The sequence below is a fragment of the Mycobacterium sp. NGS68 genome, assembly GCF_059812195.1.
In genome coordinates this window covers 105437-126246 of the sequence record NZ_JCALCE010000005.1, presented here as the reverse complement: position 1 = coordinate 126246, position 20810 = coordinate 105437, and the positions used below count along the sequence as shown (strand labels likewise).

Sequence of the window (20810 nt, the reverse complement as noted above, 5' to 3'; positions counted from 1 at the left end):
CTCGACCTCGACGGGCGTGAACACCGTTCTGTATTACCGGCTACCACCGACAATCAGTCGTCGGCGGCCGCCGTGGCCTCGTCGGTTTCGGGAGCGATCTCGTCGCCGGCTTCTTCTTCGACCGCCTCACGGCCGAAGAAGAAGCCGGCGGTGATCAGGATCTCGGCCGCCGCGTAGGACCACCAGATCGGCACCGCCAGCACCTCGTTGCCGAGAATGAACTTGCTGATGGCGATCATCCCGTCGGACAGCGCGAAGCAGACCGCACCCACGGCGGTCCACATCGTCGGCAGCTTCGCCAGCAGTGCCGTGCAGACCATGACGCACAGGACCGTGATGTAGACGGTCACCGGAATGGTCAGCTTTTCCGCGCCCAGGTGGGGCCAGAACCACGTCAGCATCGCGACGAACGCCACGACGACCACGCCAACGGCCGCGAGGCGCCCGGGCGACGGCCGCGAGCCCTCGGGCCCGCGCGCCAATGGCAGCATCGCGCCCACGAAACACAAGTGCGCCAACAGGAATGCGCCCAACCCGAAGACGAACGACTGCGCCCACCACGGGATCGCCAACAGCCAGTCGCCGGCCGCCGAGAACAGCAGAGCGGGCATCAGCCAGCGCCGCTCGCGCACGTTGGGGTGCGCCGCCGCGGCGATCGTGAGCAGCACCGCCATCGAGGCCTTGAACGGCGGTTGCAGGATCCAGTGCCCGGTCAGGTCGACGCCCGGCGGCGAGCGCAGCGCGACCACGGTCAGGAACACGCCGTAGGCGATGCCGGCCCATCCCGCCGCCACCCAGCCACCGGCCACCAGACGAGGTGCGTACGGTACCTCCATGCCCAGTTTGGACAAAACTGCCGACGAGAAACCCGCTATCGACCCCATCCTGCTGAAGGTACTGGATGCGGTTCCTTTCCGGCTATCGACTGACGATGGAATCGATGCCGCCCGGCAACGATTGCGCGATCTGCCGCGCCGGCCGCTGCACCCCGAGCTGCGGGTGGAGAACCGCGCCATCGACGGTCCCGCTGGTCCCCTGCAACTCCGGATCTATTGGCCGCCAGATGATTCCGGCGTGCAACCGCCCGTGGTGGTGTTCTTTCACGGCGGCGGCTTCGTGATGGGCGATCTGGATACGCACGACGGCACGTGCCGCCAGCATGCCGTCGGCGCCGACGCGGTGGTGGTGTCCGTCGAGTACCGGCTGGCACCCGAGCACCCCTATCCCGCCGCCGTCGAAGACGCTTGGGCCGCAACGGTATGGGCCGCCGAACACGGCACCGAGCTCGGCGCCGACGCGACACGTCTGGCGGTCGCCGGCGATTCGGCGGGCGGCAACATCGCCGCCGTCATCGCACAGCAGGCCCGCGACCGCAACGGCCCGTCACTGGGCTTCCAGTTGCTGTGGTATCCCTCCACGCTGTGGGATGTTTCGCTGCCGTCGTTCACCGAGAACGCCACCGCACCGATCCTTGACACCGCCGCGATCTCGGCGTTCTCCCGTTGGTACGCAGGCGAACTCGACCTGTCGGACCCGCCGGTGGGGATGGCGCCGGGCCGGGCGCGGGACCTCGCCGGCCTGCCGCCCGCGTACATCGGCGTCGCGGGCCACGACCCCTTGCGCGACGACGGCATCCGGTACGGCGAGCTGCTGTCCGCCGCGGGCGTTCCCGTCGAGGTGCACAACGCCGACACGATGGTGCACGGCTACCTCGGGTACGCCGGCGTTGTGCCCGCCGCCACCGCCGGGATGGACCGCGGGCTGGCTGCGCTACGGGCTGCACTGCAGGCCTAAAGGCAGGATTGGCTACGGTAGGAGCCCATGACGGATTCGACCACTGCCCGACCCGCTATCGACCCGACCTTCAAGGCGCTGCTCGACGCGGTTCCGATGACGTTCAACGTCGACGACGGCGTCGAGGTCGCACGCGCAAAGCTCAAGCAACTGCAGGCGCCCGCGGAGATGCTGCCCCAGCTGCGGATCGAGGAGCGCACGATCGGCTACGGCGAACTGTCCGACATTCCGATCCGGATCTACTGGCCACCCTCGGCGACCGAGGCGCCCCTGCCCGTCGTCGTCTTTTACCACGGCGGCGGCTGGTGCATCGGCGATCTGGACACCCACGACCCGGTCGCCCGCGCGCACTCGGTGGGCGCGGACGCCATCGTGGTGTCGGTCGACTACCGGCTGGCCCCCGAGCACCCGTTCCCGGCCGGCATCGACGACTGCTGGGCCGCCCTGCGCTGGGTCGGCGAGCACGCCGCCGAGCTGGGCGGCGACCCCAACCGCATCGCCGTCGCCGGCGACTCCGCGGGCGGCAACATCTCAGCGGTCATGGCGCAACTTGCCCGCGACAGCTCCGACTGGAGTGGCCCGCCGCTGGCCTTCCAGCTGCTCTGGTACCCGTCCACCACCGCCGACATGTCGCTCCCGTCGTTCACCGAGAACGCCGACGCGCCGATCCTGGACCGCGATGTGATCGACGCGTTCATGCAGTGGTACATCCCCGGCGTCGACATCGCCGAGCACGCGACGCTGCCCGCCACCCTGTCCCCCGCGAACGCCGTCGACCACTCCGGGCTGCCGCCCGCGTTCATCGGCACCGCCGAACACGACCCGCTGCGCGACGACGGCGCACGCTACGCCGAGCTGTTGAGGGCGGCGGGGGTGTCCGCGGAGCTGTGCAACGAGCCGGACCTGGTGCACGGCTACATCAGCTTCGCTCTGGTGATTCCCGCCGCCGCTGCGGCCACCGATCGAGGCATCGCGGCGTTGAAGAAGGCATTGCGGGGTTAGCCCCGACGCGGATACGCGCTGGGCGCCACGCCGTGCCAACGTTTGAAGGCGTGGGAAAACGTCGAAACCTCCGTGTAGCCGAGCCTTTTGGACACCTCTTCGACAGTCAGGCCGACGTTGCGCAGCAGGTCGACAGCCACCGTGGATCGCGCCTCGTTCAACAGAGCCCGGAACGACGTCCCCTCCTCGGCGAGGCGGCGACGCAGCGTACGCGGATGGATGTCCAGTTCGTCGGCGATGTCGGGAAGCGTTGGGAAAGAACCGGAGTCGCGGAACAGCTTCGTGCGCACCAACGCGGTGATGCCCTGGCGTCGCGCGCTGTGCTGCATGAGCACATCGCACTGGGCCATGCACATTTCCAGCGTGTGCCGGTCGGCCTGGGGCAACGGCTCGTCGAACATGGCGCGCGGGAAATGCAATCTGTTGTGCGCCCGGCCGAACGCCACATCGTGGACCGGTAACAGCTCCAGCAACGGCCGCAGCAACTCCTCGTCGATCGCGACTTCCGCTGACACCCGGTCGGCGTATTTCTCGGTCACTGAAAGTGCGAAACTTACTGTTGTAGAGATGATTCCAGCGATATCACGCTCGATGAAGAACCCACGTACATCAGCCGGCAGATGGCCGGCGCCCAGCTCCACTAGGCAGGCGTCTGCGGTCTCGAAGATCGTCAGGTCGATGTGCATCATCGTCAGCGCGAAATAGCGTGTGGTGATGTCGAATAGTTCCCGCAGGGTGCCGCAGGACATCACGGCGAACCCAAACAGCCCGAAGTGGGTGAGCGTGAACCGGCTGCCCACGTCGATACCGACGCCCGCCTCAGCGGGAAGCCGGGCCAGCAGCCGACGCACGGCGGTGATCTCGTCGAGCGCACTGACCATGGCGTTCGGGTCGTCGAGGTCGGCCGGTTCGATAGCGGTGCCGGCCAACACGTCGCCGGTCGGCACCCCGCGCTCGTTCGCCACCTCGCACAGCACCCGAGTCGCGTAGACCGGGTGGGTCACCTCGTTCGGCGAACCTTCGCTCACCTCTTCCGCCTGTCCTAAAAAGCCAACTCCGTGTCCGATATTCTCATTACCCGCCGACGGTGTCATCCCTACAGTGGACCCATGGCCACCCTCACCGTCGAGCGGCCGCGAAGCGGACCGGCCAGACGCCTGAGCACCTGGACGATGACGCGCGAAGCCATCACCGTCGGATTCGACGTGGGCGACGGCTTCATGGGTCGGTTGCGCGGCAGCGACATCGCGCGCTTTCGTTGCGCGGGAAGGCGTTTCGTTTCGCTGAATCACCCCGATTACGTCGACCACGTATTACACGAGGCGCGGCTGCGCTACGTCAAGTCCGCCGAATACGAACCCATCCGCGCAAGCGTCGGGGTCAACCTGCTCACCGACGAGGGCGATTCGTGGGCCAGCCACCGCGGCGTGCTGAACCCGACCTTCGCCCGTCGCCACCTCAACGGGCTCGTCGACTTGATGATCGAACCGATCGCCGACACAACTGCCGCGCTGGACGCACGGGGGGCCGATCACTTCGATATTCACGAGACCATGGTCGAGGTGACCTTGCGCGTGGTCGCCAATGCCCTGTTCAGCCAGGATTTCGGGCCGCTGGTGCAAAGCATGAACGACCTGGCGACCAGGGGGATGCGGCGCGCCGAGAAGCTGGAGCGACTCGGTTTGTGGGGCCTGATGCCGCGTCCCGTCTACGACGCGCTGAACTGGTGCGTCTTCTCCGGCGTGCACCTGCCACCGCCGTTGCGCGAGATGCAGGACATCGTGTTGACGCTGGACCGTTCGGTGAACGCGGTGATCGACCAGCGCTTGGCGCACCCGACTGAGTCCGCCGACCTGCTCAACGTGCTGCTAAGCGCCGACGGTGGAACATGGCCGCGTCAACGGGTTCGCGACGAGGCGCTGACGTTCATGCTCGCCGGACATGAAACCACCGCGAACGCCATGTCCTGGTTCTGGTATCTGATGGCCCGCAACACCGGAGCCCGCGACCGCATGCTCACCGAGATCGACGAGGTGCTCGGGACCCGCCGTCCCACCGCCGACGACCTGGGCCGACTGCCCTGGACCACCGCGTGCCTGCAGGAATCGCTGCGCTACTACTCGGCGGTGTGGATCGTCGCGCGGCGGGCGACCGAAGACGACGTTGTCGGAGGTCACCATATTCGGCGCGGCACTACCGTGATCATTCCGATCCACCACATTCACCACGATCCGCGCTGGTGGCCCGACCCGGCAACGTTCGATCCCCACCGCTTCCTGCACGGCGACCGCACGCGTCCGCGATCGGCTTACCTGCCGTTCGGCGGCGGCCGTCGCATCTGCATCGGCCAGAGTTTCGCAATGATGGAGATGGTCTTGATAGCCTCAATCATGAGTCAGCGCTTTACTTTTGACCTCGCTTCCGGCCATCGCGTCGAACCCGAGGCGACGCTGACCCTGCGCCCCAAGCACGGGGTGCATGTCGTCGGAAGGAGACGCTGAATGAGTGTGCAGCCCGATCACGAGGTGCTGATTGTCGGGGCGGGGTTCTCCGGCATCGGCGCCGCGATCCAGCTCGACCGGGCGGGATTCAGCGACTTTTTGATCATCGAGGCCGGCGACGGGGTCGGCGGCACCTGGTACTGGAACACCTATCCCGGTATAGCCGTTGATATTCCGTCGTTTTCCTACCAGTTCTCTTTCGAGCAGAGCCCGGACTGGACGCGCACCTACGCACCCGGCCGCGAGCTCAAGGCATACGCCGAACACTGCGTCGACAAGTACGGCCTGGCCTCCCGGATCCGCTTCGGCACCAAGGTCTGCAGCGCAGAATTCGACGACGAGCACCAGCTGTGGCGGTTGCAGACGGACCCGGGCGGTGAGATCACCGCGAGGTTCGTGATCAACGCCTGCGGCGTGCTGACGACGCCGAAGCTGCCCGACATCGACGGTGTCGACGACTTCGCCGGCCTGACCATGCACACCGCGCGGTGGGATCACGGCCAGGATCTGACCGGCAAGCGGGTCGCCATCATCGGCACCGGGGCCTCGGCCGTGCAGGTCATCCCCGAGATCGCGCCAATCGTCGACCAGCTCACTGTGTTTCAGCGCACCCCGATCTGGTGTTTCCCCAAGTTCGACGTCCGACTGCCCGCGCTCGCGCGGTGGGCGATGCGGATTCCCGGCGGCAAGGCCGTCCAGCGGCTGCTCAGCCAGGCCTACGTGGAGGCCACCTTCCCCATCGCCGCGCACTACTTCACCGTGTTCCCGCTGGCCAAGAACATGGCGGCGCTGGGCAAGCGGTATCTGCGCCAGCAGGTCAAGGATCCCGAGGTCCGCGACCAGCTCACCCCGCGCTACGCGGTCGGCTGCAAGCGGCCGGGGTTCCACAACACCTATCTGTCCACGTTCAACCGCGACAACGTGCACCTGGTGACCACCCCGATCGGCAAGATCACACCCTCCTCGGTGGCCACCACGGACGGCACCCACCACGACGTCGACGTGCTGCTGCTGGCCACCGGCTTCAAGGTCCTCGACACCGACGAGGTGCTGACCTATCCCGTGACCGGTAGCGGCGGGCAATCGCTGAGCCGGTTCTGGGACACGCACCGAATCCAGGCCTACGAAGGCGTCAGCATCCCCGGCTACCCGAACTTCTTCACCGTGTTCGGGCCGTACGGCTACGTCGGCTCGTCGTACTTCGCGCTGATCGAGACCCAGACCCACCACATCCTGCGGTGCCTGAAAAGGGCCCGCAGCGTGGGCGCGGGCCGCATCGAGGTGACCCCGGAGGCCAACGACCGCTACTTCGCCGAGGTGATGCGCCGCCGGCACCGCCAGGTGTTCTGGCAGGACAGCTGCCGGCTGGCCAACAGCTACTACTTCGACAAGAACGGCGATGTCCCACTGCGCCCCACGACAACGGTCGAATCATATTTGCGCAGCAGACGTTTCGACCTCGACGACTACAGTTTCACGGCCTAGCGCCGCAATCTGGCGCCGCAGCCGGCGGATGCTGAAGCGCCGCCATGTCACCTCGAGCGCAGCTGCCAGCAGGCGGCCGGGAAACCAGGCGAGGGTATCGAACGCGATGCGGTAATCCAGTCGGGTGCCGTCGCCAACGGGGGTGAGTTCGATGCGGCCGAGGTGGTTGCGGATCGGGCCGCGAACGGTGCGGTACTCGATCAGCCGCGGCGGCCGATAGCCGACGATCTCCTCCTGAATCGGCCACATCCCCAGCACGCGCTGCGCCCGCACCGAGCGCAGGCCATCGGGGTCGGCGGGGTCCACCCCGCTGCGCACTCGTCGCTGGCGCACCGGCCATAACGCCGACCAGTGATGGCTGAGGGCTGCAAAGACGTGCTCGATCGGCGCGTCGAGTTCGACGGTGAACCGGCGCCGATGACGGCCCACGACGTCGACCGCGGTGGACGGGGTCGTCCTGCCGGTCCGGGCGTTGAGCCAATCAAGCAGGAACGGAAACACGTCCGTGCCGGCAGCGGGATGCAGCAGCGTCGATTCGTGTGTGTGATTGCGGGCGAATCCCTGCCGGCGCGCCGCCGACTGCACCCGCGCGTCCACACCGCCGAACTGCCGCGCCAACCGGTCGCACCGCGAGGCGGGGGCGATGACGTCGCGCGGAGCGGTCAGTGCGAGCACCGGGACGCCGACGACACGTGGCGCGGCCGGCAGTTGGCGCCGCTCCCCGGCGCCCCAGGCGATCGCGTCGGCGAGCGCGGCGACCGGCTCGTCTTCCGGGCCGAGCCGCAGCCGCCGCGCCGGGAACAGTTCACCCCACCTGCGGGCGCATAGCGTCGCGTTGACGATCGGATTTGCCAGCAACGGAATCTCGGTGGCGGAGTTGACGAGCACCAGCCCCGCGATCAGGGATTGCCGCATGGTGGCGGCGGCCGCGCGGGCCAGTGCGACACCGCCGAAGGAATGGCCCATCCAGAACGCCGGGTCGTCGGTCTCCGCGGCGACAAGCTGCTGGACGGCGGGTAGATCGACCCGGACCATCTCCTCCCAACCGGCGCGGACCCCGGCGGTCAGGGGCACTCCGCCGGCCCCGCGCCGCTCGACGATCCATACCTCGAAGCCCGCCCCGGCCAACGTGTCCGCCAGCCCGCCGCCGCCCGGCCACAGATACAGGCGCCGGTTGTCGAACATCCCGGGGAGCAGCACAACCGGCATCCCGCCACGCTCGCCTCCCCGCGTAACGCGGAACCGCCCGCCATCGGCGACGCTCACCACCTCGGCGGTCCAAACATTCGGCGCGAGAATTCCGGACATCGCCACTCATCATTGCCGAATGGCCGCATTCGGCATGCCCTTTGATTGATATGCAACCTACGCCGCGCGTGTTCACGCATTTTCTGCGGCGAACTCGGGAAAACGGATTTTTCGGCGCGATTCCCTTCGTACGATCGCCTGCCTGAAGTCTGCCCTGGAATCCCTCGCGAAAGGCCAGCCGGAATATGAATTTTGTGAGCCTCGCTCCTGAGATCAATTCAGGTCGGATCTGGACCGGCCCCGGAGCAGCTCCGATGCTGGCAACGGCCGCGGCATGGGATGGCCTTGCCGACGAGCTATCCACCGCTGCAAGGTCTTTCGGTTCGGTAATCGCGACGGTGACCGGTCACGCGTGGCAGGGCCCGGCGGCGCAGGCGATGACGGGCGTGGCGAAGACATATGCCGCGGTGTTGAGCGCCGCAGCGAGCCAAGCCGAGCAGACGTCGAGTCAAGCCAAGACGGTTGCCGACGTGTTCGATGCGGTGCGCGCGGCGACGGTACACCCGGAAGTGGTGGCGGCCAACCGATCTCAGCTGGTGTCCTTGGTCGTCTCGAACCTATTCGGCCAGAACGCGCCGGCGATCGCCGCCACCGAGTCCGTCTACGAGGAGATCTGGGCCGTCGACGTGGCCGCGATGTCGAGCTACTACGCCGACGCGTCGGCGGCGATCGCAGCGTTGACGCCCTGGCGGGCCACTCCGGCCGCTTCGGCGGCGGTGACGGCGGCGTCCAACGGCATCTATATCAACATTCCCTTCCTCGACGGCACCATCAACCTGACCCTCGGCAATGTCGGCGGCCACAACCTGGGTCTCGGCAACGTCGGCAGCCTGAACCTGGGCGGCGGCAACGTCGGTGACTACAACGTCGGCAGCGGCAACTTCGGAAATGGCAACCTGGGCAGCGGAAATGGCAGCTCCGGGTTAGGCCAATCGACGACTCCGATCGCGGGAAACTTCAACGCCGGCAGCGGCAACGTCGGCAGCTACAACCTGGGCAGCGGCAATCACGGCAGCTTCAATGTGGGCAGTGGCAACACCGGCGACACCAACTTCGGCCTGGGCAACATCGGCAACACCAACTTCGGCAGCGGAAACACCGGTTCGGGAAACCTCGGTTCCGGCAACACCGGCGGCACCAACGTGGGTGGCGGGAACAGCGGCGACGCCAACTTCGGCTTCGGGAACACCGGCAGCTCGAACATTGGCAGCGGAAACACCGGATCCGGCAATTACGGCGGCGGCAATCTCGGCAACGCGAATATCGGTTATGGAAATACCGGAAACAATAATGTCGGCTTGGGCAACAGCGGAAACAACAATTTCGGAATAGGGCTGACGGGCGACAACCAGGTCGGCATCAATTTGAAGGGCCTGAACACCGGCAGCGGGAATATCGGTTTGTTCAATTCCGGCGACAACAATATCGGTTTTTTCAACTCCGGCGATGGCAACTGGGGTATCGCGAACTCCGGCCAGGGCGTCGGGCCACTCAGCCTCGAGTTCGGCACGTCGGGAACCTGGAACAGCGGCATCGGCAGCTCGGGCTACCTCAACACGGGTTTTGCCAATTCCGGCAACTACAGCACCGGCTGGTTCAACTCGGGCGACACCAACACCGGCCTGTTCAACTCGGGCGACACCAACACCGGGTTGTTCAACTCGGGCAACACCAACACGGGCTTGTTCAACTCCGGGCACACCAACACGGGCAACTTCAACGCGGGTTCGACCAACTTCGGCAGCTTCAATGGCGGCAGCATCAACTCTGGCGGCTTCAACGCCGGCGACATCAACACCGGTCATTTCAATGCCGGCGGGGTGAACACCGGCTTCCTCAACGGGGGCAGCCTCAATACCGGTCCGATGAGCCCCTACAACCAAAACGTGTTGAACTCCGGCTTTTCCAACTCGGGCGCGGGCTTCGGCAACGGGGGTGTCAACCAGTCGGGGTTTGCGAACCAGGGTTTCAACAATTCCGGAATCGATTCCGGCGACGACATCATTCGCATCATCGGCGGTAAGACTTTCTACGGCACCATCGGCTCCTCCGGCTACGAAAACCACGGCGACTACGGTTCCGGTCTCCTCACCGCAGGGGCCTACAGCTCGGGCTTTCGGAACACCGGCCCCACCTACACCGGCCCCGCCTACATGTCGGGCTTTGCCAACAGCTCGGGCCAATACCTCTCGGGCCTGTTCAACGCCGCGACGCTGAACGGAGCCGTGCAGACCTTCACCTCCGGCTTTGCGAACCTGGGCAACCAGGTATCGGGCTTTTTGAACGCGCAGAACCAAGAGTCGGGCTGGTTCCACTGACCGTTAGGCTCGGACGATGGCGAAGGAGTTTTCGCGTATCGACGACTCGCTGCGGGAGTTCATCGCGGAGCAGGCGATGTTCTTCGTCGCGACCGCCCCGTCCGAGGGCGGCCGGGTCAACCTCTCGCCCAAGGGCTACGCCGACACGTTCGCCGTGCTGGACGACCACACCGTCGCCTACCTCGACCTGTTCGGCAGCGGCGTCGAAACCATTGCGCACCTGCGCGACAACGGCCGCATCACCATCATGTTCTGCTCGTTCACGCGTAACTCGCGCATCCTGCGGCTGTTCGGCAGCGGGCGCGCGGTTCGGCCCGACGACGGCGAATTCGACCGCGTCAGCTCGCATTTCGCACGATTGCACCCGGGTGTGCGGGCGGCGATCGTCGTCGACGTCGAGCGGATCGCCGATGCCTGCGGCTTCGCGGTGCCCTACTACGAACTGGTCGAGGACCGCCCGGTGCTCGACGCCTATCACAGCAAGCAGCCCGCCGAGGCCTACGTGCGCAGCGTCGGCCGCAATCAGAAGAGCATCGACGGCCTGCCCGGGCTCGACGCCGACCACCCGCTGCCGCCGGTTACGGGCCAAACGCCGGTATGACGCTCGGCGGGTCGGTGAGAGCGAAGTTAGGCGCAGCCGTTCTTCTGGCGGCCTCGGCGGCGGCCGTCCCGCCGGCGTCGGCCGACCCGCCGCCGTTTCCCGACCTGAGCACGTTTGCGACCGTCAACGCCAAGGACTACACGACCTTCCACTCGTATATGACCAGCGGCGTGCAGTTCGTCACGCCCGGCGGTTACCGGTGTCGCATGCAGTACGTCCACAAGGCCGCCGCGAAAATGCTGGGCTGCTGGGGAGACCTGCCGGGCACGTCGTTCAATCATGTGGCGGTGAGCAATTGGGGGCGGGCAGCGCCCGAGAGCACTTTCTCCAACATCGACCTGGCGTCGATGGAGAGATATCAGACCGTCGACGAGAATGGCGTGCACGACGGCGGGATCGTCGATCCTGCCGCCTACCACCTGCTGCCCCCCGACAGCAAAGTCGTCTACACCGATTCGTCGCGCCTGACGTGTGCGGTGACATCGACGATGACGGCGTGCCTGGACGGAGACTCTCCGGCCCAAGGGCACGGCTTCGTGCTGTCCCCACAGGGCAGCCGGACGTTTTGATGCGGCGCAGTCCCGCGAGCAGACACAAAAGCCCCGCATTTCGGCACGAAATGGGGGCTTTTGTGTCTGCTCGCGGAAGCTAAATCGCGCGCTTGAGGTCGTCGACCTTGTTGAGCTGCTCCCACGGCAGCTCGATGTCGGTCCGGCCGAAGTGCCCGTAGGCGGCGGTCTGCGCGTAGATCGGGCGCAGCAGGTCCAGGTCGCGGATGATGGCGCCGGGCCGCAGGTCGAAAACCTCCGGCACGATCTTCTCGATCTTGACCGGGTCCACGATCGCGGTGCCGAAGGTCTCGATGAACAGGCCGACCGGGGCCGCCTTGCCGATGGCGTAGGCCACCTGCACCTCGACCCGCTCCGCCAGACCCGCGGCGACGATGTTCTTGGCCACCCAGCGCATCGCGTACGCCGCGGAGCGGTCCACCTTGGACGGATCCTTGCCGGAGAAGGCGCCGCCGCCATGGCGGGCCCAGCCGCCGTAGGTGTCGACGATGATCTTGCGGCCCGTCAGGCCGGCGTCACCCATCGGGCCGCCGAGCACGAACTTGCCGGTCGGGTTCACCAGCACCCGCGTTGCCGACGAATCCAGCGTTTCGTGGGCCAGATCGGCGAGCACGGTCTTGAGCACGTGCTCACGGATGTCGGGGTCCAGCTGCTTCTCGAGGTCGACCCCGTCGGCATGCTGGGTGGAGACGACGACGGTGTCGAGGCGGACCGGGACGTCGTCCTCGTACTCGATGGTGACCTGCGTCTTGCCGTCTGGGCGCAGGTAGGGCAGCGTGCCGTTCTTGCGGACCTCCGTCAGCCGCCGCGACAGCCGGTGCGCCAGCGCGATGGGCAGCGGCATCAGTTCCGGGGTGTCGGCGATCGCGTAGCCGAACATCAGGCCCTGATCGCCGGCGCCCTGCGAGTCCAGCGGGTCCGCGGCGCCCTCCACGCGCGCCTCATGCGCGGTGTCGACGCCCTGGGCGATGTCGGGCGACTGCGCGCCGATGCCGATGTTCACCCCGCACGACGCCCCGTCGAAGCCCTTGTCCGACGAGTCGTAGCCGATGTCCAGAATTCGGGCCCGCACCGTGTTCGTGATGTCGGCGAAGGCCTCCTTGGCCAGCGTCGTCACCTCCCCGACCACATGCACCTGACCGGTGGTGACCAGCGTCTCTACCGCGACACGTGAGCGGGGGTCCTCCGCCAGAAGCGCGTCGAGGACGGAGTCGCTGATCGCGTCACAGATCTTGTCGGGATGTCCCTCGGTCACCGACTCACTGGTAAACAGCCGACCCTTCTCGCTCACTCTGTCATCCTTCCGTCCTTCGTAAACTTAGATAGGCAAATTATCTTAATCGCCCTCGACTGAACCGGCCAAAGCCGGGCGTCCTACCAGGCCGTTATCCGGTTTCGCCGTGCAGGAACGTGACGATCGCATCCACGATACGACTGGCCATCAGCGTCTTGGAGCCGTGTTGCAGCGCCGACTCGGTCCCGTCGGCAGCCAGCAACCAGCCGTCGTTGCTGTCCACCTCGAAGGCCCTGCCCTCACCCACGGCATTGACCACCAGCAGGTCACAGCCCTTGCGGCGCAGCTTGGCCCGGGCGTGGAAGAGCACGTCGCCGTTGGCGTCGCCGGTCTCGGCGGCAAACCCCACGATGGCCCGCATGTTGGGCAGTTCCCCGTGCGCGCGCGCCCGCACCGCGCCGGCCAGGACGTCGTCGTTGCGCAGCAACTCGATCGTGGGTGGCTCGTCGCGCTCGTCGGGGCCCTTCTTGATCTTGGCGGCCGACACCTGCGCGGGCCGGAAGTCGGCGACCGCGGCGGCCATCACCAGCACGTCGGCGTCCGACAGGTGCTTGGAAACCGCGTTCCCGAGTTGCTCCGCCGAGCTGACGTGCACCACCTCCACGCCGGCCGGGTCGATCAGGCCCGCGGTGTGCCCGGCGACCAGCGTCACCTCGGCGCCGCGCTGCGCGGCCACCCGCGCCACCGCGTACCCCTGCTTGCCGGAGCTGCGGTTGCCGATGAAGCGCACCGGATCGATCGCCTCGCGGGTGCCGCCGGCGGTCACCAGCACCTTGCAGCCCGCAAGGTCGTGGGGCAGGGCGTCACCGCGCTCGAGCAGCAGGTGGGCAAGCGTGGTGATCTCCTCGGCCTCGGGCAGGCGACCCGCGCCGCTGTCGGCGCCGGTGAGCCGCCCCGACGCGGGCTCGAGCACCACCGCACCGCGGCGGCGCAGCGTGGCCACGTTCTCGACGGTGGCCGGGTGCAACCACATCTCGGTGTGCATCGCCGGCGCGAACAGCACCGGGCATCGCGCCGTGAGCAGGGTGGCGGTTAGCAGGTCGTCGGCGCGCCCGTGGACCGCGCGGGCCAGCAGGTCCGCGGTGGCCGGCGCCACCACGACGAGGTCGGCCTGCTGGCCGAGCCGAACGTGGGGTACCTCGGGAACGTCTTGGAAGACGCCGGTGTGCACCGGCTGACCGGAGAGCGCCTCGAAGGTGGCGGCGCCGACGAAGCGCAGGGCGGATTCGGTGGGGATGACCCGAACCTCGTGACCGGCCTCGGCGAGCTGACGGACCACCGTGCACGCCTTGTACGCGGCGATGCCTCCGGAGACTCCGACGACAACCCGTTTTGAGACCCGATTACGGTCGTCCACAGCGCGCCCGGCCCTGCCTGTTACTCGCCCTCGGTGTGCTCGAGCAGGTCGGCGTGGATCTCGCGCATCGCGATCGAGAGCGGCTTTTCCTGCAGTCCGGGCTCGACCAGCGGACCCACGTATTCGAGGATGCCCTCGCCGAGCTGGTTGTAGTAGTCGTTGATCTGCCGGGCCCGCTTCGCCGCGTAGATCACCAGCGCGTACTTGCTGGACACGCGGTCCAGCAGCTCGTCGATGGGCGGGTTGGTGATGCCCAGCGGGGTGTCGTAGGCGCCTTGCCCACCGGCCGACGGATCGAATTGATCCACGGCACCGATGGCGGCCAGCGACGAGTCGGACTGGGGAATACTCACGAAGTCAATCTCCTGGGCAGCGTAAGAGCGTTGGGTTAACGGCTAGGAAAATCTGGATCCGGTCAGGTTTGGCGGCTCACGCCGGGCCGGACACAGTTCCAACCAGCAAGGATACCAATTCCGAGCACGCAGACTCCAATCGGCCGTTTACCACGACCTCGTCGAAGTCGCCTTGAGCTGCCAGTTCGGTGCGCGCGGTGTCCAGGCGGCGCTGGATCGCCTCCGGAGTCTCGGTGCCGCGACCGACCAGCCTGGACTCCAAGTCCTCCCAGCTGGGCGGAGCCAGGAAGACGGTCATGGCCTCCGGCATCGCCCGCTTGATGGCCCGGGCACCGGCCAGGTCGACTTCGATGAGCACCGGGACGCCGGCCGCGGTGGCGTCCCGCACCGGCTGGGCCAGAGTGCCCGAGCGTTGCAGACCGCCGTGAATGTCGGCCCACTCCAGGAACGCGTCCTGATCGATCAGCTGCTGGAAGCGGGCGGGGGTGACGAAGTGATAGTCGACGCCGTCGACCTCGCCCGGCCGCGGCGCCCGCGTCGTGGCCGAGACGCTGAAGTGCAGGTTCGGGATCCGCTCCCGCAGACACTTGACCACGGTCGACTTACCGACCGCGGAGGGACCGGACAGCACGACGACGCGTCCCGATGGTGGCGACCCGGTTCGCCAATCGCCACGTCCTGATGGTGGCGACCCGGTTCGCCCGGCTTTGCCGCGCTCCCGATCGCCACGTGCTGTGCCCGGTCCCCCGCCGGCGCTCACCGGCGCTCCTGGCCGGTCGGGTTAGGCGGAGCCGAACTTTTCCAGCAACGCCTTGCGCTGACGGTCGCCCAGGCCACGCAGGCGGCGGGTCGGCGCGATCTCCAGCTCGGTCATGATTTCCTGCGCCTTGACCTTGCCCACCTTCGGCAACGCCTCGAGCAGCGCAGACACCTTCATCTTGCCCAAGACCTCGTCGCTCTCGGCATCCTTGAGCACCTGCGTGAGGTTGGTGCCGCCGCGCTTCAGCCGATCCTTGAGCTCTGCTCGCGCCCGACGTGCGGCAGCAGCCTTCTCCAACGCGGCCGCGCGCTGCTCGTCGGTCAACTGGGGAAGAGCCACGATTCCTCCGTCTCTCATCACTAACTATGCGATCTCATTTGTCCAGGCCGGATACTCCAGCCAGCGCAGACGACCGTACTCACGCTTCCTGACGAAATCTAACCCGCCCCCCTGGTTACGGCCCTAAACGCCCAGCGTGTGACGGCGACCGCCGCCCGTCGCGGGACCTGCAGGAGGCGCCGAACACGCCGCCGGGCGCCCGGCGTCGGTCCAGTCCGATCCGTCCCGAAAACCACGTCTACCAGCGGATTCAGAGCAGTGAACCGGCCGTTGGCGCGTCGGCCGCCGGTGAGCGCGGTCCGCCGCCGAGGTGATGGCGGGTCGTGGTGCCAAGGATCACGCATTCCCGCGGCGCGTCGCGCGTGTCGCCGCGCCGGTCAGGCGCGTGCGCGGGCGTCCCGAAGCTACGATCAACCGGTGCCGAACCTGCGGATACGTCAGGCTGCGGAGCTGCTGGGGGTCAGCGACGACACCGTCCGGCGATGGATCAACAACGGCACCCTGGCGGTCGGCCTCGACTCGTCCGGCCGCAAGGTCATCGCCAGCGAGACCCTGGCCGAGTTTGCCCGCGCCAACGCGCCGGCGCCGCCGCCCAACCCGCTCGGCGTCGGCAGCTCGGCCCGCAACCGATTCGTCGGCCTGGTGACCAGGGTCGTCAGCGACACGGTGATGAGCCAGGTCGAGATGCAGTGCGGCCCGCACACGGTGGTGTCGCTGATGAGCACCGAGGCGGCCCGGGAGCTGAAGCTGCGCCCCGGCAGCGTCGCAGTTGCCGTCGTCAAGGCCACCGCTGTCATCGTCGAGACGTCGGGCGACCAACCGCTGGATTGAGCGCGCCCCGCGTCGAGCCCGCGGTGAGGGCGCGATTCTCCGCTCGATGTAGGCCGTGTCCGCAGGCTCGCCACCACCAGCGCAGGCTCGCCAGAGCCGGGCTACCCCTGGGCGAGGTAGGTGACGGCGTCGAGCATTCGGTCGGCGGCCGCCCGTAGCTCCGTCACGTCCGGGCCGGCCCGCAGCACCTCGCGTGCCACCGCGGGCAGGAGCTGGTCCGCGCGGGCCCCGCCGAGGCCGCCGAGCGCCTCCGCCCGCCCGCCCTGGGCTCCCACGCCCGGCACCAGCACCGGTCCGCCGAGAGCGGACAGATCGGGAGGGTTGAGGACCGTCGCACCGACGACGACGCCGACGGAGCCCGGTTCCGGCGCATGCGCGTCGTTGGCCGCCGCGACGCGGTCGACGATCACCTGAGCCACCGTGCGGCCGTCGGCGTCGGCACGCTGCACGGTCGAGCCCTCCGGGTTGGAGGTCGCCGCCAGGACGAACACGCCCCTGTCGTTGGCGGTGGCGAGCTCCAGCAGCGGCCGCAACGAGCCGAACCCCAGGTAGGGCGAGGCCGTCACGGCGTCGACGGCCAGGGGCGAGTCGCCCGCCCAGGCCGAGGCGTACGCGGCCATGGTCGAGCCGATGTCCCCGCGCTTGGCGTCGGCCAACACCAGCACGCCGGCCTCGCGCAGTGCGGCGATGGTGCGCTCCAGCACCGAGTAGCCGGCCGCGCCGTAGGTCTCGAAGAACGCCACCTGCGGTTTGACGACGGCGAAGCCGGCGAACGCCTCGACGCAGGTGTCACAGAACGCGGCCAGGCCGTCGGCGCTGGTCGGCAGGTCCCACGCCCGCAGCAACTCGGGATGCGGGTCGATGCCCAGGCACAGCGGCCCGCGCTCCGCCTTCGCCGCGGCCAGCCGGGCTCCGAAGCGCGTCACTTGGCGCCCTCCTTGCCCATGCGGCTGTGCAACTCCTGCAGCGACCGCACGCCGATGTCGCCGCGGATCCCGGCCTCGATGCCCTGCACGGCCGCGGACGCGCCCTGCACGGTCGTGACGCAGGGGATGTTGACGGCCACGGCGACCGAACGGATCTCGTAGCCGTCGATGCGCGGACCGGAGTTGCCGAAGGGGGTATTGATCACCATGTCGACGTCACCGGCGCGGATCGCGTCGACGGCGGACACCTCGGGCCGGCCGGGCTGCGGCTCCTCGTAGTGCTTGCGCACCTCGTCGCAGGGAATGCCGTTGCGGCGCAGCATCTCCGCGGTGCCTTCGGTGGCCAGGACACGAAAACCCAGGTCCGCCAACCGCTTAACGGGGAATACCAGGGATCGCTTGTCCCGGTTGGCAACCGACACGAACACGGTGCCACGCGCAGGCAGCGAACCGTAGGCGGCGGTCTGGCTCTTGGCGAACGCGCTGCCGAAGTCGCGGTCGATTCCCATGACCTCACCGGTCGATTTCATCTCCGGGCCGAGCAGCGAATCGATGGCCGCCCCGTCGGCGCGGCGGAACCGGTGGAACGGCAGGACCGCCTCCTTGACCGCGATCGGCGCGTCCTGCGCCGCGTTGGCGCCGTCCCCGGAGGCGGCCAGCATCCCCTCCGCACGCAGCTCCGCGATGGTGGCGCCCAGCATGACCCGGGCGCACGCCTTGGCCAGCGGAATAGCCGTGGCCTTCGAGACAAAGGGGACGGTGCGGCTGGCGCGCGGATTGGCCTCGAGCACGTAGAGCACGTCGTCCTTCAGCGCGTACTGCACGTTGATCAGCCCCACCACGCCGATGCCGTGGGCGATGCCCTCGGTGGCGCGACGCACCTTCTCGATGTCGCTGCGGCCCAACGTCACCGGCGGCAGCGCGCAGGCCGAATCGCCGGAGTGGATGCCGGCTTCCTCGATGTGCTCCATGATGCCGCCGATGTAGACCTCGGTGCCGTCGCACAGCGCGTCGACGTCGATCTCCACCGCGTCCTCGAGGAAGCGGTCGACCAGCACGGGGTGTTCGGGCGACAGCTCGGTGGCGCGGGTGATGTAGCCCCTCAGCGTCTCCTCGTCGTAGACGATCTCCATGCCGCGCCCGCCCAGCACGTACGACGGCCGCACCAGGACCGGGTAGCCGATGTCCGCCGCGATCCGGCGGGCCTGGTCGAAGGTGGTCGCGGTGCCGTACTTGGGCGCCGGCAGGCCCGCCGCGTTGAGCACGTCGCCGAATTCCCCACGGTCCTCGGCCAGGTCGATGGCCTCCGGCGGGGTGCCGACGATCGGTACCCCGGCGTCGGCAAGCCGCTGCGCCAGCCCCAGTGGGGTCTGGCCGCCCAGCTGCACGATCACGCCGACGACACCTTTTCCGCCGTAACCGGATTGCGCCTCGGCGCGGTACACCTCGAGCACGTCCTCGAACGTCAGCGGCTCGAAGTAGAGCCGGTCGGCGGTGTCGTAGTCGGTGGACACGGTCTCCGGGTTGCAGTTGATCATGACGGTCTCGAAACCGACCTCGCTCAACGTGGTTGCCGCGTGCACGCAGCTGTAGTCGAATTCGATGCCCTGGCCTATGCGGTTCGGCCCGGACCCGAGGATGAGCACCTTGGGCTTCTCGGTCTGCGGCGCCACCTCGGTCTCGGCGGCGGGATCGAGCTCGTAGCTGCTGTAGTGGTAGGGGGTCTTCGCCTCGAACTCCGCCGCGCAGGTGTCGACGGTCTTGTAGACCGGGTGGATGCCCAGCCGTTCGCGCAGCGACCGCACGCCGCCTTCTCCAGCCAATTCCGGTCGCAGCGAGGCGATCTGGTGATCCGACAGCCCGCTGTGCTTGGCGCGTCGCAACAGGTCACCGTCGAGCACCGGGGCATCGACCAGTTCGGTGCGCAGCGCCTCCAGCTCGCCGATCTGGGCGACGAACCACGGGTCCACACCGGAGGCCTGCGCCACCCGCTCGACCGACGCGCCCAGCCGCAACGCCAGCTCGATGTCGTAGAGCCGGCCCTCGGTGGGCGTCTGCAGCCGGGTGAGCACGTCGTCGAGGTCGCCCTCGGGATCGGCCTTCGTCCAGAAGCCGGCGCGGGGCGTCTCCAGCGACCGCATCACCTTGCCGAGGGCTTCGATGAAGTTGCGGCCCAACGACATCGCCTCGCCGACGGACTTCATCGTGGTGGTCAGGGTGGGGTCGGCGCCGGGGAATTTTTCGAAGGCGAACCGCGGCGCCTTGACCACGACGTAGTCCAGCGTGGGTTCGAAACACGCCGGGGTTTCCTTGGTGATGTCGTTGACGATCTCGTCCAGGGTGTAGCCGATGGCCAGCTTGGCCGCGATCTTGGCGATCGGGAAACCGGTGGCCTTGGACGCCAGCGCGCTCGACCGCGAGACGCGCGGGTTCATCTCGATGACGATCAGCCGGCCGTCGGTCGGGTTGACCGCGAACTGGATGTTGCAGCCGCCGGTGTCGACGCCGACCTCACGCAGGATGTCGATGCCCAGTGTGCGCATCGTCTGGTATTCGCGGTCGGTGAGCGTCATCGCCGGCGCGACGGTGACCGAGTCGCCGGTGTGCACGCCCATCGGGTCGACGTTCTCGATCGAGCAGACCACCACCACGTTGTCGTGGCCGTCGCGCATCAGCTCGAGCTCGAATTCCTTCCAGCCGTAGATCGATTCCTCGATCAGCACGTTGGCGGTGGGGCTGGCGGCCAGTCCCGCGCCGGCCATCCGGTCGACCTCCTCGACCGAGCGCGCCATGCCCGAACCCAACCCGCCCATGGTGAACGACGGCCGCACGACGACGGGCAGTCCCAGCTCGGCGACCGTCTCGCGCACCTCGTCCATGGTGAAACACACTCGGCTGCGGGCGGATTCGCCGCCGACCTTGGCGACGATGTCCTTGAACTTCTGCCGGTCCTCGCCGCGCTGGATCGCCTCCATGTCCGCGCCGATCAGCTCGACCCCGTACTTGTCCAGCACGCCGCCGTCGTACAGCTTGACGGCGGTGTTCAGCGCGGTCTGCCCACCCAGCGTGGCCAGCAGCGCGTCGATCTTGTTGCCCCGCTCGGCCTGCTGGGCGATCACCCGTTCGACGAAGTCGGCGGTGATCGGCTCCACATAGGTGAAGTCCGCGTACTCGGGGTCGGTCATGATCGTCGCCGGGTTGGAGTTGATCAGGCTGACCTGCAGCCCCTCGGCGCGCAGGACGCGACAGGCCTGGGTGCCGGAATAGTCGAATTCGCAGGCCTGCCCGATGACGATCGGCCCCGAGCCGATCACCAGGACGTGGTTGAGGTCTTTGCGCCGCGGCACTAGCAGCCTCCTTTGCGCACGCTCG

General features: G+C 67.8%; 18 protein-coding genes. 8 read left to right on the top strand and 10 right to left on the bottom strand.

Features of this window, described 5'->3' with window-relative positions:
* Positions 1-53: 53 nt before the first annotated feature.
* Positions 54-836, bottom strand: coding sequence for a lysoplasmalogenase (locus AC5Y5V_RS08325; RefSeq protein WP_499932707.1), 783 nt, complete (start codon positions 834-836; stop codon positions 54-56).
* Between AC5Y5V_RS08325 and lipI the strand changes: the two genes are divergently transcribed.
* Positions 835-1794, top strand: a complete 960-nt coding sequence (gene lipI, locus AC5Y5V_RS08320) for an esterase LipI (protein WP_499932705.1) — start codon at positions 835-837, stop codon at positions 1792-1794. The genes AC5Y5V_RS08325 and lipI overlap by 2 nt on opposite strands.
* 27 nt (positions 1795-1821) lie before the next feature.
* Positions 1822-2796, top strand: a complete 975-nt coding sequence (locus AC5Y5V_RS08315) for an alpha/beta hydrolase (RefSeq protein WP_499932703.1) — start codon at positions 1822-1824, stop codon at positions 2794-2796.
* Here AC5Y5V_RS08315 and AC5Y5V_RS08310 read toward each other — a convergent pair.
* Entirely contained in the window at positions 2793-3890 is a 1098-nt protein-coding gene (locus AC5Y5V_RS08310; protein WP_499932700.1) for a helix-turn-helix transcriptional regulator, read from the bottom strand. The two genes, AC5Y5V_RS08315 and AC5Y5V_RS08310, sit on opposite strands and share 4 nt — an antisense overlap.
* 15 nt (positions 3891-3905) lie before the next feature.
* Here AC5Y5V_RS08310 and AC5Y5V_RS08305 point away from each other — a divergent pair, with 15 nt between their 5' ends.
* Together AC5Y5V_RS08305 and AC5Y5V_RS08300 are read left to right on the top strand one after the other, a co-directional pair.
* A complete protein-coding gene (locus AC5Y5V_RS08305) occupies positions 3906-5297 on the top strand; it encodes a cytochrome P450 (protein ID WP_499932697.1) in 1392 nt (463 codons plus the stop codon).
* Positions 5298-6782 carry a flavin-containing monooxygenase gene (locus AC5Y5V_RS08300; protein ID WP_499932694.1) on the top strand — a complete coding sequence of 495 codons (1485 nt, stop codon included), beginning with the start codon at positions 5298-5300 and terminating at the stop codon, positions 6780-6782. It abuts the gene before it with no gap.
* On the opposite strand, the gene AC5Y5V_RS08295 is transcribed toward AC5Y5V_RS08300, so the two are convergent.
* Complete coding sequence (locus AC5Y5V_RS08295) at positions 6729-8090, bottom strand: alpha/beta fold hydrolase (protein WP_499932692.1); 1362 nt, start codon at positions 8088-8090, stop codon at positions 6729-6731. The genes AC5Y5V_RS08300 and AC5Y5V_RS08295 overlap by 54 nt on opposite strands.
* A gap of 185 nt (positions 8091-8275) precedes the next feature.
* Between AC5Y5V_RS08295 and AC5Y5V_RS08290 the strand changes: the two genes are divergently transcribed.
* Genes AC5Y5V_RS08290 through AC5Y5V_RS08280 form a run of 3 tightly spaced genes read left to right on the top strand, consistent with a single transcriptional unit; the run spans position 8276 to position 11578 of the window.
* On the top strand, positions 8276-10408 hold the full coding sequence (locus tag AC5Y5V_RS08290) for a PPE family protein (RefSeq protein ID WP_499932690.1): 2133 nt from the start codon (positions 8276-8278) through the stop codon (positions 10406-10408).
* Between the two features lie 16 nt (positions 10409-10424).
* On the top strand, positions 10425-11009 hold the full coding sequence (locus AC5Y5V_RS08285) for a pyridoxamine 5'-phosphate oxidase family protein (RefSeq protein ID WP_499932688.1): 585 nt from the start codon (positions 10425-10427) through the stop codon (positions 11007-11009).
* Between the two features lie 14 nt (positions 11010-11023).
* Complete coding sequence (locus tag AC5Y5V_RS08280; protein WP_499932686.1) at positions 11024-11578, top strand: hypothetical protein; 555 nt, start codon at positions 11024-11026, stop codon at positions 11576-11578.
* Positions 11579-11657: 79 nt separating this feature from the next.
* Here the strand turns inward: AC5Y5V_RS08280 and metK are convergent, their stop codons facing one another.
* The 5 genes from metK to mihF form a co-directional block, all read right to left on the bottom strand.
* The gene (gene metK, locus AC5Y5V_RS08275) at positions 11658-12869 is read right to left on the bottom strand and encodes a methionine adenosyltransferase (RefSeq protein WP_499932684.1); all 1212 of its coding nucleotides are present in this window, start codon (positions 12867-12869) and stop codon (positions 11658-11660) included.
* Between the two features lie 94 nt (positions 12870-12963).
* Positions 12964-14229, bottom strand: coding sequence for a bifunctional phosphopantothenoylcysteine decarboxylase/phosphopantothenate--cysteine ligase CoaBC (gene coaBC / locus AC5Y5V_RS08270; protein WP_499932682.1), 1266 nt, complete (start codon positions 14227-14229; stop codon positions 12964-12966).
* 20 nt (positions 14230-14249) lie between these two features.
* Complete coding sequence (rpoZ, locus tag AC5Y5V_RS08265; RefSeq protein WP_499932680.1) at positions 14250-14582, bottom strand: DNA-directed RNA polymerase subunit omega; 333 nt, start codon at positions 14580-14582, stop codon at positions 14250-14252.
* Between the two features lie 76 nt (positions 14583-14658).
* Complete coding sequence (gene gmk, locus AC5Y5V_RS08260; RefSeq protein WP_499932678.1) at positions 14659-15213, bottom strand: guanylate kinase; 555 nt, start codon at positions 15211-15213, stop codon at positions 14659-14661.
* A 150-nt stretch (positions 15214-15363) separates the two neighbouring features.
* The gene (gene mihF, locus AC5Y5V_RS08255) at positions 15364-15681 is read right to left on the bottom strand and encodes an integration host factor, actinobacterial type (protein WP_003407240.1); all 318 of its coding nucleotides are present in this window, start codon (positions 15679-15681) and stop codon (positions 15364-15366) included.
* A gap of 138 nt (positions 15682-15819) precedes the next feature.
* Here mihF and AC5Y5V_RS08250 point away from each other — a divergent pair, with 138 nt between their 5' ends.
* The gene (locus AC5Y5V_RS08250; RefSeq protein WP_499932676.1) at positions 15820-16512 is read left to right on the top strand and encodes a TOBE domain-containing protein; all 693 of its coding nucleotides are present in this window, start codon (positions 15820-15822) and stop codon (positions 16510-16512) included.
* Between the two features lie 101 nt (positions 16513-16613).
* On the opposite strand, the gene pyrF is transcribed toward AC5Y5V_RS08250, so the two are convergent.
* Both pyrF and carB read right to left on the bottom strand, forming a co-directional pair.
* Positions 16614-17438 (bottom strand): orotidine-5'-phosphate decarboxylase, encoded by an 825-nt coding sequence (pyrF, locus tag AC5Y5V_RS08245; RefSeq protein WP_499932674.1) that lies wholly within the window; start codon positions 17436-17438, stop codon positions 16614-16616.
* Positions 17435-20785, bottom strand: a complete 3351-nt coding sequence (carB, locus tag AC5Y5V_RS08240; protein ID WP_499932672.1) for a carbamoyl-phosphate synthase large subunit — start codon at positions 20783-20785, stop codon at positions 17435-17437. The genes pyrF and carB overlap by 4 nt, the downstream gene beginning before the upstream one ends.
* Positions 20786-20810 lie beyond the last annotated feature (25 nt).